This is a genomic window from Cytobacillus sp. FSL R5-0377, assembly GCF_038004385.1.
In the GTDB taxonomy this organism is placed as follows: Bacteria; Bacillota; Bacilli; order Bacillales; family Cytobacillaceae; genus Cytobacillus.
Genome location: NZ_JBBORA010000001.1, coordinates 563,222 through 578,148, shown reverse-complemented (window position 1 = coordinate 578,148; position 14,927 = coordinate 563,222). Strand labels below are relative to the sequence as shown.

Annotated in this window: 12 protein-coding genes; 9 read left to right on the top strand and 3 right to left on the bottom strand. The window is 41.4% G+C overall.

Features of this window, described 5'->3' with window-relative positions; translation table 11 throughout:
- Positions 1 to 311 precede the first annotated feature (311 nt).
- The 7 genes from NSQ49_RS02855 (at position 312) to NSQ49_RS02825 (ending at position 7,503) form a co-directional block, all read left to right on the top strand.
- Positions 312 to 806, top strand: a complete 495-nt coding sequence (locus NSQ49_RS02855) for a YehS family protein (RefSeq protein WP_251282916.1) — start codon at positions 312 to 314, stop codon at positions 804 to 806.
- 340 nt (positions 807 to 1,146) lie between these two features.
- The gene (locus NSQ49_RS02850; RefSeq protein ID WP_341070357.1) at positions 1,147 to 2,418 is read left to right on the top strand and encodes an ABC transporter substrate-binding protein; all 1,272 of its coding nucleotides are present in this window, start codon (positions 1,147 to 1,149) and stop codon (positions 2,416 to 2,418) included.
- A gap of 100 nt (positions 2,419 to 2,518) precedes the next feature.
- Positions 2,519 to 3,403, top strand: a complete 885-nt coding sequence (locus tag NSQ49_RS02845; protein WP_159867234.1) for a carbohydrate ABC transporter permease — start codon at positions 2,519 to 2,521, stop codon at positions 3,401 to 3,403.
- Positions 3,404 to 3,421: 18 nt separating this feature from the next.
- Positions 3,422 to 4,231 carry a carbohydrate ABC transporter permease gene (locus tag NSQ49_RS02840; protein WP_251282854.1) on the top strand — a complete coding sequence of 270 codons (810 nt, stop codon included), beginning with the start codon at positions 3,422 to 3,424 and terminating at the stop codon, positions 4,229 to 4,231.
- 12 nt (positions 4,232 to 4,243) lie between these two features.
- Positions 4,244 to 4,984 (top strand): MBL fold metallo-hydrolase, encoded by a 741-nt coding sequence (locus tag NSQ49_RS02835; RefSeq protein ID WP_251282855.1) that lies wholly within the window; start codon positions 4,244 to 4,246, stop codon positions 4,982 to 4,984.
- Between the two features lie 157 nt (positions 4,985 to 5,141).
- Positions 5,142 to 5,921, top strand: coding sequence for an HAD-IIA family hydrolase (locus NSQ49_RS02830; RefSeq protein ID WP_251282856.1), 780 nt, complete (start codon positions 5,142 to 5,144; stop codon positions 5,919 to 5,921).
- A 424-nt stretch (positions 5,922 to 6,345) separates the two neighbouring features.
- Positions 6,346 to 7,503 (top strand): DUF418 domain-containing protein, encoded by a 1,158-nt coding sequence (locus NSQ49_RS02825; RefSeq protein WP_396398065.1) that lies wholly within the window; start codon positions 6,346 to 6,348, stop codon positions 7,501 to 7,503.
- Between the two features lie 198 nt (positions 7,504 to 7,701).
- Here the strand turns inward: NSQ49_RS02825 and NSQ49_RS02820 are convergent, their stop codons facing one another.
- From NSQ49_RS02820 to NSQ49_RS02810, 3 genes are all read right to left on the bottom strand, one after another.
- On the bottom strand, positions 7,702 to 9,510 hold the full coding sequence (locus NSQ49_RS02820; protein ID WP_341071569.1) for a lamin tail domain-containing protein: 1,809 nt from the start codon (positions 9,508 to 9,510) through the stop codon (positions 7,702 to 7,704).
- A gap of 442 nt (positions 9,511 to 9,952) precedes the next feature.
- Positions 9,953 to 10,522, bottom strand: a complete 570-nt coding sequence (locus NSQ49_RS02815; RefSeq protein ID WP_159867076.1) for a glycerol-3-phosphate responsive antiterminator — start codon at positions 10,520 to 10,522, stop codon at positions 9,953 to 9,955.
- A 210-nt stretch (positions 10,523 to 10,732) separates the two neighbouring features.
- Positions 10,733 to 11,695: a helix-turn-helix transcriptional regulator gene (locus tag NSQ49_RS02810; RefSeq protein ID WP_159867079.1), complete on the bottom strand. Its 963-nt coding sequence runs from the start codon at positions 11,693 to 11,695 to the stop codon at positions 10,733 to 10,735.
- 95 nt (positions 11,696 to 11,790) lie between these two features.
- Here NSQ49_RS02810 and NSQ49_RS02805 point away from each other — a divergent pair, with 95 nt between their 5' ends.
- Positions 11,791 to 12,702, top strand: coding sequence for an SDR family oxidoreductase (locus NSQ49_RS02805; protein WP_159867082.1), 912 nt, complete (start codon positions 11,791 to 11,793; stop codon positions 12,700 to 12,702).
- Between the two features lie 160 nt (positions 12,703 to 12,862).
- Positions 12,863 to 14,926 (top strand): DUF4179 domain-containing protein, encoded by a 2,064-nt coding sequence (locus tag NSQ49_RS02800; RefSeq protein ID WP_341070355.1) that lies wholly within the window; start codon positions 12,863 to 12,865, stop codon positions 14,924 to 14,926.
- The last annotated feature ends 1 nt before the right edge of the window (position 14,927 follow it).

Below are 14,927 nucleotides of genomic sequence, written 5' to 3'. Positions count from 1 at the left end.
TAAAACTTTAACCGATCCTATATAGGAAGAAAATATACTTTCCCTAACATCAAACCGCTTGTGAATTGCGAGCAAAGTCAGCTGGGTTGGATTCCGTGGCGGTCCCGCCAAATATACATATTAGTGCTGCACAGTGAGATGCTGTACGGTTTTTTGTGTCATCTGTATACTCTCATTAGGTGCTAAAGCATATTAAATTAATTGTTTCCGTATTCTACTCAGTTATTAGGCTTCGGCTATGATAGACTTAAGATTGTTAACAGGGTACTGTTGTAATTAAGAGCAGTGTAAAAATAGGAGGAAGTAAGTTGATGGATAATAATGATATTTTAATTCGATTGAGATATGCCTTAGAAATCAAAAATAGTGAAATGGCAGAGATCTTTAAGCTGGGGGGAGAGGATGTGTCCGTACCAGAGGTAGTAAGGATCCTCAAGAAGTCTGATGATGAAGAAGAAAGTGACAGCCAATTAACATTGACAAATAGGATGTTAAATTCATTTTTGAATGGCTTTATCATCTATAAAAGAGGGAAACAGGAGCCTAAACCCGGTCAAGCTAATTCGCCGGACCCATCCATTGAAAATTATAATAACATAAACAATATCCTGTTAAAGAAAGTCAAAATCGCCTTGTCCCTAACAACAGAGGACATGTTAGATATATTCAAAAAAGCTGGATTAAACGTGTCAAAAGGAGAACTCGGAGCTTTTTTAAGAAAAGAAGGACATAAAAACTATAAAGTATGCTTAGACAATTTTGCGAGAAACTTCTTAAAAGGTCTAACGATAAAGTATAGAGGTTAGTTGAGGCAAGGCAGCAAGTGAATTTATAGCTAACCTGAAATAAGTGAACCCGTCAGAGAATTTGGTGTCTGACCCCCGTCTGTGTTTTGTGAGAATGCTTATGGGGCCAGGCACCTTTTTCATGTTATTAATTGCAAGATAGAATACTTGGTAAAACTTCCAAAATATAATACAAAAAAATTAGTTATTATCCTATGTGATAAGACATATATATTAGACAGGTTATTGTCAAAGGGTAGAGACGCGGAGATTCCCTGTGATCAATAAATTGCATGACACTTCTTTGTGATGCAGGTTATTGTTCATGGGTTTTTTTATGAAAAAATAAGGGGGAAGTGGCATGAAGGGTAGGTTTTTATCATTCGTTTTAGTTTTACTGGTTGTCCTTGCCGGATGCAGCAGTGACGCTGGAGTGGAAGAAAAGACTGAGATTGATTTCTGGTTCCCGGTTGCAGTTGGCGGGGATGTAGCGAACATTGTTGATGGTATTGTAGAAGACTTTGAGAAAGAGAATCCCAACATTAAGGTTAATGCGAAGTATGGAGGCAGTTATGCCGAAACGATGACACAGGTAATGGCGTCAGCGCAGGGAGGAAATCCGCCTGAACTTGCTGTTTTATTCTCAATCGATTTATTCACTTTACTTGAGAACGACCTGATTGAGGAACTGACCCCTTTGTTTGAGGATGATTACTTAAATGATTTCTACGATGGGTTTATGGCGAATTCATCTATAAGCGATAAGGTATACAGCCTGCCTTTTCAGCGCAGCACGATTGTCCTATACTACAACAAGGACGCCTTCAAAGAGGCTGGGCTGGATCCGGAAGCTCCACCTGAAAATTGGGATCAGCTGGTGGAATACGGGAAGAAGCTTACCAAAAATGACGGCAAGGACCAGTGGGGTCTGGAAATCCCGAGCACTGGGTACCAGTACTGGATGTTCCAGGCATTAGCACTTCAGACGGAAGACAACATCATGTCTGAGGATGGAAAAGAAGTATATTTCGACGCACCATACGCAAAAGAAGCGATGGACTTCTGGCTTTCTCTTGGAAAGGAGCATAAGGTCATGCCGGAGGGTGTTATTGAATGGGCGACAGTTCCTTCTGACTTCCTGAGCGGAAAAACCGCGATGATGTACCATACAACAGGTAATCTGACCAATGTCAAAAACAATGCGGACTTTGATTTCGGTGTATCATTCCTGCCTGCGAATAATCAATATGGTTCACCTACCGGTGGAGGGAACATCTACTTGTTCAAGGATCTTCCAAAAGCAAATAAGGAAGCGGCCATTAAGTTCATGAAGTTTCTTACTGAACCTGAGCGTGTCGCCCAGTGGTCTATTGATACGGGTTATGTAGCTACCAGAGAATCTGCTTATGAAACAGACTTGCTTAAAAAATATATAAAGGAATTCCCGGCAGCCCTGGTTGCCCGCGAACAATTGGAATATGCCGACAGTGAATTGGCGACTTACCAAAATGGTGAGGTGCAGAAAATCTTTAATGATCATATTCAATCGATATTGACTGGCCAAAGCCCGGTTGAAGAAGGATTGAAAAAAGCACAGGAGAAAGCTGAAGATGTACTGAAGCCTTTTCAGTAATTGAGCTGCAACGTTGGACTGAATAGAGGGATGCTCAAGTGAAAGTGTGCGGACTTGGGCTCTCTTTATTCACAAGAAAGGTGGGTTAGTTCTGATGACAATGAAGAGAAGAAAATTCGGTACCGGAACGAGGCGCAATCTGTTCGCCTACGGATTACTGTTTCCTTCATTCATCTTTTTAACAATGTTTACGTTTTATCCAACCCTTAAGTCAATTCAATTAAGCTTTTACAGTGGTCCAATGACCCGGCTGCAGTTTTCCGGATTGGATCAGTATAAGGAAGTATTTGGTGATGAGATATTCAGAAAGGTTATTCTGAATAACATTCTCTTCATGCTGGGTACTGTGCCAACGAGCTTGTTTCTGGCGATGTATCTTGCCATTTGGCTGAATAAAAAAATGGCTGGAAGCTCCCTGTTGAGGACATCATTTTTCTACCCGACGATCATTCCGCTCATTGCGGTAGCGAATATATGGCTTTTCGTTTATACCCCCCAGTATGGGCTGCTCGATAACTTCCTCCACTTGTTCGGTGCAGGGGACACGAACTGGCTCGGAAATCCGAGTACGGTCATGATCGCAATGATTGTCATGATCATTTGGAAAGACGCCGGTTTTTATATGATTTTTTATTTAGCTGGTTTGCAAAATTTACCGAGAGATGTTTATGAAGCGGCTGAGATTGAAGGGGCAAAGCCATTCCAGATGTTCCGCCATATTACGTTTCCGCTCCTGATGCCGACAACGCTGTTCGTAATGATCGTGGCAATTACAAACTCATTCAAAAACGTTGACCACTTGTACATTATGACTAAGGGGGGACCTGATAATGCCAGCAATCTGCTGCTCTATCATATCTATGAAGCGGCATTTACAAATTGGGATCTTGGCAAAGCGGCCGTTCTGACTGTGGTTTTGATTGTCATTATGCTGGGGATCACGGCATTCAACTATTTATATCTTGACCGGAAAATCCATTACTGAGAGGGGGGGAGAATTCAATTGAAAAAATTGAATTATGGCATCATTATTGTTCTTGGGATTATTTCGTTTATCCCGCTGCTTTGGGTTATCATCACTTCCTTCTCTCCGGGTAATCAAGTGATTAATGGAGGATTTCCGTTCTGGGTTTCAAACCCAACGGTTGAAAACTATGTGAAAGCGTGGGAGACGGCACCATTTGTCCAATATTACATTAATACATTCGTTATCGTTTTTGGCGTGCTGATTGTCCAGCTGTTCACGATTACACTAGCAGCTTTTGCTTTTGCCCGGGTGAACTTCAAAGGGAAAAATGTACTGTTTATCCTGTTCTTGCTTCAGCTGATGATTCAGCCTGAAATTCTGTTGTTCCCAAATTACCAGGTTATTAGCCAGCTTGGACTCGTCAATACGAAGCTGGCTGTCATGATGCCGTATTGGGCTTCCGCTTTCGGAGTATTTTTGCTCCGCCAGACATTCAAGCAGGTTCCGTATGGTCTGGATGAAGCATCGAGAATAGACGGCTGTAAATGGTACCAAACGCTGTGGCATGTATACATTCCATCTGCGAAACCGACATATATTGCCTTTGCACTCGTCTCCGTCAGTCACCATTGGAGCAACTTCATGTGGCCGCTGATTATCACAGATTCTGTGGAGTCTCGACCGTTGACCGTTGGACTTGCCTTATTTGCGCAATCGTATGAAACGGGAGCGCAATGGGGAATGGTTGCTGCAGGTACAGTAATGGTCATCATGCCTTTAGTCATTGCTTTCTTCATTTTCCAAAAACAGTTTGTTTCAAGTTTTATGCATTCAGGTATCAAATAGGGCGGTGGTTGGATGGATATTCATTTTCTGGGAACGGGAAGTGCCTATCCCGGTACTGAACGGGATCATACCTCAATTTGTTTTTCGAATAAAGGTTATCATGTTCTGGTTGATGTCAGTGGGAACCCTTGCAGGAAACTGAAGCAGTTGGATGTGGATTTAGGGGAGCTCGATGCAGTGGTGCTCACCCATTTTCATATCGACCATATATATGGGCTGCCTTCCTTGCTATGGGGGATGTGGCTGGAAGGAAGGAAAAAGCCTTTGAGGATTTTCTGCGATTACCGTAATGAGAAAAAGCTTCGCGAATGGCTGGCAGCAATGGAGGCTGACAAGTGGCCAATTTCGTTTTCCATCAAGGTGGAAATATTTAATGGTGATCAGGAAGAGCAGCTGTTATCAGGCGGTGAGATGTCATTCACCTGTTTTAAAGCGCTTCATTCTGTTCCGGCTGTGGGACTTGAGGTGCAATGCGCAGGCCGAGTAGTCGTGTATTCATGTGATACAGAAATCAATGCACGAATCGGACAATATGGCCATATAGATATGTTAATTCATGAAGCGACATCCGCTCGTACTCTAACCGGCAACCACAGCAGCCTCCGTGAAGTTGCAGAAAAATATGCTCTGGATAATATCAAAGAAATTGTGTTAGTTCACTTATCTGATAACGAACCATATGAAGAAGAGGTAACAAGGCTTGGCATCCCGAAGATTGTCATTGGAGAAGACCTGATGACGAAATCACTATAAGTGAATAGAAACAAGGATAGAGATGAGGAGATTCCTTGGGTATGGCGGCATCCAATTATGTAATTGGAGAAATGGTCATGCTCAGGGAATTTTTTATCGCAGTTTGTGCAAGAATCAACCCTGATCGAAGTTTCACTTTATTGGATGGAGGAGACCAATGAGAAACTTGAAAGGATATATTTTTGACTTGGATGGCACCGTATATCTTGGGAAGCAATTGATTGAAGGAGCAGAGACGGTTATCAACTCCCTTCTGAATGAGGGAAAGAAGGTGCTGTTCCTTACAAATAAGACGATTGAATCGCGTCAGCGTTATGTGGAAAAGCTTCGCGGCTTCAAGATCAATGCAAGCCTTGAGAACATTTTGAATCCGACGCTTACTCTGATTGACTATTTGCGGGAACACCATCCTGATGCCGCGCTGTATGTGATTGGAGAGCAGCCAATCAAAGATGAACTGGCTCTTGCCGGCTTCGAGGAAGCGCTGGCACCGGCAGAGGTTGACGTTGTTATCCTGTCATGGGATCGGAATTTTCACTATGATCATTTAAATTTTGCCTTTCAAGCGGTAAAGCTAGGAGCAAAGATGATAGCCACCAATCCTGACAGAACCTGTCCCATGGAGGCCGGCGAAGTTCCGGATTGTGCCGGAATGATTGGTGCTGTGGAAGCGGTTTGTGGTAAGTCGATTGATGTACAGATTGGAAAGCCATCCATCCTTACAATTGAAGCAGCATTGAAAATACTGCATCTTAAGCCGGATGATTGTATTATGGTCGGTGATCGTCTTGAAACGGATATCCGGATGGGGAACGAAGCTGGAATGAAAACAGCACTTGTTCTTAGCGGGATTACTGCCGCGGAGGACTTGGAGGCTTCTCCGTGGAAGCCAGATTATGTATTATCTTCAGTTTGTGGATTGCTATCAGTAAAATGACAAACAAACAAGCAGAAGTATAACATTCAGCAGCATCGTATCGGTGGGGGAATATACAAATAGCCAACATCTTAGCAGACCAATTTGCTTAAAATTGGTCTTTTTTTTTTATTACTGATAATAGGGCGTTCAGCTTGGTAATTTTGATATTAATTTGAATCATATATTTGCGTTGTTGATTTTATAGGCAGGTTCATTAAGGGGAAATTAGTAAACAGCTTAGTGAGAACTTAGAACGAATTTGATGATCACAGTTAGATTTTAGATGGCCAACACTATTTAACTTTTATTTTTATCCTATTGAAAAATAATTGAATCTAGGTGTTATATTATTAGTAATAAAAAATTGTGATAAAACGATATGGATGTTCAGAATAGATAATATTGTATTTAGGTTCCATACAAGATCAAGGAGGAGAGTTTTATAAACGCACAACAAAATAATCACACATATAATAAACGGGCAATTTCATTAGATTTAGCTAGAGGATTCATGCTTTTGTTGATTGTACTTGCTCATGCGCCATTATACTTATACGCTTCCGATCCGGGGATTATGAGTCGCCCTAAGAGCATTACTTTTATAGACTCATTGATAAATACTTTCGGAGAATTGTTTATAGATAACCGTGCACGGCCGCTGTTTGCTGTTTTATTTGGATATGGGTTAGTTTTGAGCTTTGAAAAACAGCTTTCACGAGGCAGTACGATAAAAGCCGCGATTAAAATCATTAGACGGAGATGTTATTATTTAATCGTATTCGGAATTATTTTAGCTGTATTTATTGGGGGACAAGACATATTGATGGCTTATGGTGTAGCCGGTCTGCTGGTAAGCTGGCTGCTGCCGCGTGATAACAGGGTTTTAATTAAAGCTGCGGCCATCATTTGTATCGTTATACTGTTTTATTTACCATTTGTATGGGGTTCATTTTTGAATGAAATGGGCAGGTATGGGTTTGGAAGTGATTTTTCGAGGGATGACCATTATATTCAGTTACTAACTGAGGCAATTGTTTCGTTCCCTATTGTTCCTATCTTCATTCATTTTCTTTTCCCCATTATCCCTTCAGTACTCTTAGGGATTTGGAGTGGGAGGAAACGTCTTTTAACAGATCCTCATGCGCACCATAAGAGATTAAAAATAATTGCTGTAATAGGAATTACAATATCAATAATTGGCGCTGTTCCTTTAGTGATGATTGGTGAAGTATGGAAACCTGGCTATTTTGCAGCCGGAATCATTTGGGGTATTCACATTATAACTGGTATGGCTGCTGGAATCGGATATGCCGCATTATTTGGAGTAATTGGGAACCATATTAAAAAGTCTGATTGGATCACAAATTCAATAGTTGCATTAGGACAGCGTTCGCTTACATTTTATGTCTTGAATGAAGCCATGTTAGTCATCCTATTGTCGCCCGCAGCCTTGGATTTAGGCGGAACATTAACCAGCAGCGGAGTTACAGCGGCTGCTATTTTCCTATGGATAGCTGCTGTCATAATTGCATCTATTTTAGCAAAATACAATAGGAAAGGACCACTTGAACATCTAATGCGCCGGTTAGTTTATAAGTAATAAAAGCCAGGTTGCCTTTTTCAAGTTCAATATGGAATGAAATTATTTAAAATAAAATGCTATGCAGCAGTATACAACAATTAAAGCTTGAGGGTGAATTTAATCCTCAAGCTTTTTGCTTTATATTTTATTTGTATTTCTTCACTTTATTAGTTTTTCTATGACCACAAAGTTACTAACATACTGCTCATTTTTTTGTTATTCAATCCCTTTATCTTCTTTCATCAATTTCTTCATATCAATTCTGAGCATCCGGTCCATCGGGTAGGTGGTCGTATATCGGTATTTATCTGCTCCAGATTCAAATACGACGTAGAGTTCTTTTTGTACTTCTACTATTCCTTCTGGCATTGGAATGGCTTCGATACTCTGGCGCGGTTTTGCAGTGTGTCCATCAAGGAACCAAAGGGGCACTTCTTTTCCTTCAACAGCGACATAGGAATGAGGGTCTTCTTTTAACGGGTACTCATACCGATAAAGCACACTATCATTTGCTCTTCCGTAGGATGTACTTAGTATAATTCCATTCCTTGCAGCTTTTTGTATAATGGCACCTTGGACTTTTCCAGTCGTTGAAAGGACGTAATCGGGCAAAGCATGGTCAAGTGAACCATTCCAATGTTCTTCTGAAAGCATGTCGTTGCTTCGCTCCAAATCGAAGCCGATCATCCAGGCATAATGCATCTCACCATCTCTGTTTTCAATATGGTGGGATGGATCAGTCGGATAGGCGCTTGCCTCATAAAATTCACCGACCCAGAGAATACCTTCATCATAAACTGTGTAAGCTGCTTCGACCGGTAATGGTATTTGTCTTGTGAACTGGATTTCTCCATTATTTTCGGCTTTTGCCAGGTCACTTAATTTGAAGCTGAACAAGTAATTCTCTGATGCGACCCAGCCATGATCGCGACTAACCGTAACGCCTCCTGCGTGACCGGTATAAGGGGTGCCGTCAGTATTATAAAGGACAACTGATTTCACCAGCTTGCCTGACGTGCGATCTGTTACGGTAATGGTACCCGGCCGAATGCCATCATCGACATAGCTTATGGTCAGCAGCCAATCTTTTTTCTTATAATAGGATAACCCTTGAGGGACGAGACCTTCCGCTAGTCCAGCAATCACTGGTCCGTCAGAACTAATATCCCATAGACCTTGATAGGCTGGGTCCTTTAGATGTTTCCAGCGTTCAAGCTGCGTAATGATTTGGTGTTCAGGGGTGACTTGTACTGGCTCCGATTTTTCCGATATATTCCCAGATGTATCCTCTGCGCTAACTTGTAATGTGTAGGTTTGGCTGCCAATTAACAGATAAAGCTGAAAATCTGTACTTGATGCATCAACAGAATATTCGAGCTGTCCATCTTTGTAAATGTGATAACGAAATAGGTCTGATTCATTTGAAGCGCCCCAGCTCAATGCAGCATTTCCGTTGCCAGCAGTCGCCGACAGATTGGCAGGTGGATTCGGAGCTTCCTGATCTGATACTGGACGGGCTGGAGCCTGACCTTCTGCCAGCCATCCCGGAGTAGGGTTTTGGTTGATCCCTAACTTTTTCATTGTCCTTGTATTGTTCTCAGGATAAGTATACGTGACCGTTTTCTTTACTAACACATCGTCCTTTGAATAAACGACTTTGACAACTTCACTGCCATTAGGATCATATACAGTTAGTGTGCTGCCGCCATTGACCAGGCCGCTGATATTACTTAGGGTGATGGTATCTTCCTCTTTTAAATACTTGCTTTTATAGGAATAGAAATAGTTATAGTTGAAAGCTTCCAGTGAGATCGGGCTGATTGCTGCGGTTTTTGTCCAGACCACCACAGTTTCCCAAGGCATTAAAATATATGATTCCTGTATTTTTTCATTCCAATTGTGGGAGGCGAACCGGTAATCTTTCAGGTCTATTTTATTCGGGCTATTGTTATAAAGCTCAAAGTATTCAAATGCATCATTACCCCCGTAGTTATCTGTATTAGGAATCAATTCCGTGATCAGCAGACCGGGTGCGCCTGCCTCTTCTGCCTTGGCTTCCTATGCTGGCATTAGTGCCATTCCAATTCCTATTACAAGCATAAGAACAGATACCCATTTGAATTGAATTTTCAACATAAATCCTCCTTTTTAAAAGGTTTTTTATGAAAAATGAAAAGAACCCATGACAACAGAGTGTACGATGCCGTACACACAGTTGCACAGGGTTCTCCTCATCTCTACCCGCTATTTTTAATATTTAATTAATCATACAATGGGGGATTGGGGGCGGCAATGTGCATTTAGTATGATTTTTAAGTTTATTCTGAATTATCTGATCGATAATCGGTAGAGAAGCATTTGGACTATAAAACCATTACAAAGAAATGCAACGTATTGGAAGAGAGCGAGATTATTAGTTTACCTTTTCCAAGGTATAAGAAATAAGAAAGGCAGAAAGTAAAAAGAGTTAGAGATCCAAATTCCATAGCTTTGGATTGCCGGAGGAAATGGCGAGTGCACCGGCTCCTAATCCATTCAAAATGTCCTCCTTATTACTGATCAGGCCACCAGCGATGATTGGCAGTGCAGTCATTGTCGTCAGTTTATCAATGACAGATGGCATGAGGCCAGGCAGGACTTCAATTGCATCCGGCTTACAGTTATGCGCGATATCGATTCCTTTGACCAGTGCATTGCGATCGATAAGAAAAAGGCGCTGGATTGTCATTAGGCCTTCTTCTTTAGCATATTTAACCAGGTTGCTCTTTGTTGTAATAATGCCGGCTGGCTTCCAGATTTCTGCTATGTATTTAATAGCGCTCTTCGTGTTGGACAGTCCATCGATAAAATCAATGTGGATGAATGCAGTTTTGCCGGCTTGCTTTAGTTTTTTCAGGTAACCGTTCATAGTAATCAAATTTCCAGTAAGGATGAAAACCATGTTGGCTTTTGAATGAATGGCCTTTTCCAGGTCTCCTTCTTCCTTTATTGAAGCAATCACTTGGGATTGTACAATGTCTATTATGTTTTGTTTCATCTACTATTCCCCTTTTTTAATGTCTGATTATTCTATACCTTATCTTGTGTTTGAACAAATTAAGCATTTGTAATTCTGCTATCACTTTTGAAGGAACCAGGTTAATAGGTCTCTATATTTTATTCAAGAGAATAGACAATAATGATTGGAACGCTGTATTTACGAATTGAGTTTGATATAGAAAAGCTTGTTTTCTGCATCCTCCGCTATTCAGCATTTCCCATATAATTGAACAACACTTTCAGCCATTTCCTTCACACTCTTCATAAGCGAAACAGGTTTTATAATCCTCATTTGATCCCCGAACCCAAGTATATACCCGCATGCTTCCTGCTCAGAAGGAAAGCAGAGGCTAGCAGGAATCCACCCATTTTCCGCAGGAGAATCCGTATGAAGGACTTGAACAAATCGACCAGTAAAATTAATCCGCTCCATAATGGCTGGTGCAATCTCCACTTCAACCTCAAATTTAGGCAGGCTGCTAATGAATGTCTGCTTCGATTCCTGCCAATAGGCACCGAGATCAAAGTGATCCGGCCTGGTGAAAAACTGATTAATCACTACGGCATCAACAATTCTTGAAACACGGTACGTCTTTATCTTGGCATCAGAAACAGCTGCAAGATACCAGGTGTTCCCTTTGGCGACCAGTCCCAGCGGCTCAACTATTCTTTTGCTTGTCTGTTTGTCTGCTTTTTCGTATTGAATCTGAAGCTTTTTCTCCTCCCATACCGCCTGCTGAAGTACTCCAAAAGATTTCATTTCCCGTGGTGTCTGCCTCCATGTGCCGGTATCGAAATGAATCCGGTTGGAAATATCCTTCACATCCTCTTTCAGTGGAGCTGGAATGGCCGCCAGGAGTTTCTGGCGTGCTTCTTTCCAATCATTGCTGATGCCAAGGTCAGCAAGGTGCTCGATGGAAGGGGAGAGAAGAAGTGTTTTGATTTCAGCGGCTTTTAACCCGGTAAGATTTGTTCTGTAATTCTCAAGAAGTTTCCAGCCTCCGAATTTTCCCCGTTCAGCCAGGACTGGGATGCCAGCACCGCTTAAGGCTTCCATATCCCGGTGAATGGTCCGCTCTGTTACCTCCAATTCTTTTGCCAATTCCCTCGTGGTCATTCGTTCGTTATTTTGAAGCATTAAAACGATGGCAATGAGTCTGTCTGCGCGCAATCTATTCACTCCTGGTAAAATAGTTTTAAATATGACAATGGATGTCAACATTAATGATTATAGTATAGATATAACACAAAAGGGGGCAGATCAAAATGAGATCATTAAATGGGAAGGTGGCGCTGGTAGCCGGCGGAACACGGGGAGCTGGCCGCGGCATTGCCATGGAGCTTGGTGCTGCAGGTGCAACCGTTTATATTACAGGCCGTACTACGCGCAATAAGATGTCGGAATATGGACGCAAAGAGACAATAGAGGAAACTGCTGAATTGGTCAATGAGCTGGGCGGAACTGGAATAGCTGTCCAGGTGGATCATCTTATGGCAGATCAGATACAGTCTTTAATTGAAAAAATTGAGAGAGAACATGGCAGGCTGGATATCCTCGTTAATGATATATGGGGAAGCGAAAATTTGATTGAATGGGACATTCCTGTGTGGGAGCATTCACTGGAAAAAGGGATGAGAATGCTTCGTTTGGCGATTGATACGCATATTAACACAAGTCATTATGCCCTTCCGCTTCTGATCAAAAACAAAGGGGGATTAGTGGTTGAAGTAACAGACGGAACAGAAGAGTATAATCACGATCGCTACCGGGTGTCTATGTTTTATGACTTGGCCAAAAGCTCAGTTATCCGTATGGCCAAAGCATTGGCCCATGAACTTTCGCCTTATGATTGCACCGCTGTTGCTGTTTCACCCGGATGGATGCGTTCAGAAATTATGCTTGAGGTGTTTGGGGTCAGAGAAGAGAATTGGAAGGATGCCACCCAAAAGGAGCCTCATTTTGTGATATCTGAAACACCAAGGTTTATAGGGCGGGCAATTAGTGCCATTGCAAAAGATCCTGATAAAAAACGGTTGACCGGCAGATCCTTCTCAAGCGGTGAGCTGGCGAAAATGTATCATTTTTATGATTTGGATGGTTCTCAGCCGGAGGCTTTCAGGTACCTGGCTGAGGTCCAGGAGGCGGGAAAGCCGGCCAATGCTGAGGGATATAGATAGCTTTTCATTGGAAAACACCTTTGCAGACCTGTAAAGTAAAGGTGTTTTAGATATGTCTGAGGGAATATCATTACATCCAAATTTTGGTGAATTATATCCCTCTAATTGGTATAATAAAACCAGGTATAAAAAAATAATTAGGCGCAGGTTAGAGGGGAGAATGGCCTTGATCATCCCAGCAAAAAACAACCCCGTTTTACCAGTAACGAAAAGAGTAAAAGACATAGAATCCATCGTTAACTGGTTTGAAAAGCATCAGCGATCCTTTTATGCACTTGGCTGGTCCTATCTTGGAAAACAGGCCAAAATAGAGGAACTTTTTTATAGGTCCATTTTACAGGTGCAAAAGGAGCTGCGGAAATTTACAAGCAATACTTCTTTTGAGATTTCGGTTTTATCCATTTTTATGCAAGTCTGCCGGGAGCTTTCTATTGATAATAGTTTAACCGCTTCAGAGGAAACTATTTTTCATGTCCTCCAACAGTTAAAAGAACCGGAAAGAGCAGTGCTGGTCTTAACCTATATTAAAGGAATTTCTATGGAAGAAACAGCGCAGCTTCTCCACGTGCCGCCCCAACAGATAAAGGAGCATATATTTTCCGGATTACAATTACTCAGAAAAGGATTGGGGAATGGAGTGGCCTATCAGGGCTGTCATGAGTACCAAAAGCATTACGTGGATTACCTGGAAAGAAAACTGGAACGGCCGCAGAAAATTGATTTTGAAAAGCATATTTATCATTGCCAGTACTGCCAGGATGATTTAGCATCTTTGCAGGAAACGAACTTGAAGTTCTCAGAAACCATTGATTCATTTAGCGTGCCGGCAGGTTTTATGGAAAACGTAAAGGAACGGATTTTATATAGGGAAAACCTCCTGAATCAGAAGAAGAAAAAACGTAAAAGAATGGGACTCATTTCAGTTGGTGTTGTCGCGATTTTCTTGTGTACAGGCTTTTTCACCGGAGCTTTTTCAAAGATCTATTACTCATTGACGGAAGAAAATGTGGAGCTGCGCGTTTTTCTTCAGGAGGGTCTGGGTGAAAGGCTTGGACTCGAAGCGGAAAGCGATGGAGTAATTATACGGATTAAGAGTGTGATTGCTGATGAAATTCAAACTCTAATTTTTTATGAGATAGAAGATACCAAAGATAACGGCCAATATATGATAAATATAGACGATGGGGTTATTATCGAGGATGAAATGAAAATAATGGTGGCAAATACCTATCCAAGGTACTATCCGCCAGATATGGAGTCAAATCTTAATCAACAGGAAAAGACTATTTATCATGGGAAACTGAGTCTAAGGCCACTTGAAGAAGAGACAGGTACTATAAAACTTAAAATCAACAAAGTGATGAAACTAAAACGTCATTCCCCTGATGCCTTTTTCGATATGGAGCCGGAAAAAGGGGAATGGAACTTTGAAATTCCGTTCACAAAAAATCCCTCTATCAAATATACATTGAATGAAGTAGTTGATATAGAGGGAGCAGAAGTTTTGATTGATAGACTAATTCTTGCTCCAACAGCGACTATACTGGAATATGGTCTCAAAAATGAGGTGACGGAGAAGAAGCGGATCGACATGATTAATTTTAAAAATTTGGAAATTAATAACGGCATAGCGGAAGCTGACATGTATGGAAACTCCTATGTGCATGCACAGAATGATTTACGTTGGAGCAAGTTCCAAGCACATTTTGAACCTCTTTTTGAAAAAGGAACCGATAGGGTTAAAGTGCGCTTCGAGAGTGTTTATTTGTCAGTAGAAGACCATAAAAGGATTGCACTTGATGCGGCCAAGGAATATCCTAAAACCTTTGAATATGCAGGCAGCATTATTTCTATTGATAAGGTGGAAAGCGGGCAGCCTGCTACGGTTGTTTTCAGCAATCATGAAGTTAAGAATCGGGTGTATGAATCACTTAATTTCAATATAATCACTGATGAAGGTAAAGAATCCTCAATGGAGATGGACCATGAAGGAGTTGTTATGGATAAAAACGGAAAAGAATCTGATATGAAAAAGATTACGACGAAACTATACGATGAAATGGAGCAGCCCCGCCACTTCTTTACTGTGCAAAGCACAAAGATACATGGGAAAAATGTAACTCCTAAATCATTGGAGATATACGGTTATAGCACGACAAAATATTTAGATGATGAAATAGAGCTAAAAACTGAGCTGATTGAAATAGATGAAGCAGGTACCTGAA

Excerpts from the sequence above, each read along its gene's own strand:
- NSQ49_RS02855 (WP_251282916.1), top strand. The coding sequence starts at position 312 with ATGGATAATAATGATATTTTAATTCGATTGAGATATGCCTTAGAAATC.
- NSQ49_RS02850 (WP_341070357.1), top strand. The coding sequence starts at position 1,147 with ATGAAGGGTAGGTTTTTATCATTCGTTTTAGTTTTACTGGTTGTCCTT.
- NSQ49_RS02845 (WP_159867234.1), top strand. The coding sequence starts at position 2,519 with ATGAAGAGAAGAAAATTCGGTACCGGAACGAGGCGCAATCTGTTCGCC.
- NSQ49_RS02835 (WP_251282855.1), top strand. The coding sequence starts at position 4,244 with ATGGATATTCATTTTCTGGGAACGGGAAGTGCCTATCCCGGTACTGAA.
- NSQ49_RS02830 (WP_251282856.1), top strand. The coding sequence starts at position 5,142 with ATGAGAAACTTGAAAGGATATATTTTTGACTTGGATGGCACCGTATAT.
- NSQ49_RS02815 (WP_159867076.1), bottom strand. The coding sequence starts at position 10,522 with ATGAAACAAAACATAATAGACATTGTACAATCCCAAGTGATTGCTTCA.
- NSQ49_RS02805 (WP_159867082.1), top strand. The coding sequence starts at position 11,791 with ATGAGATCATTAAATGGGAAGGTGGCGCTGGTAGCCGGCGGAACACGG.
- NSQ49_RS02800 (WP_341070355.1), top strand. The coding sequence starts at position 12,863 with ATGGCCTTGATCATCCCAGCAAAAAACAACCCCGTTTTACCAGTAACG.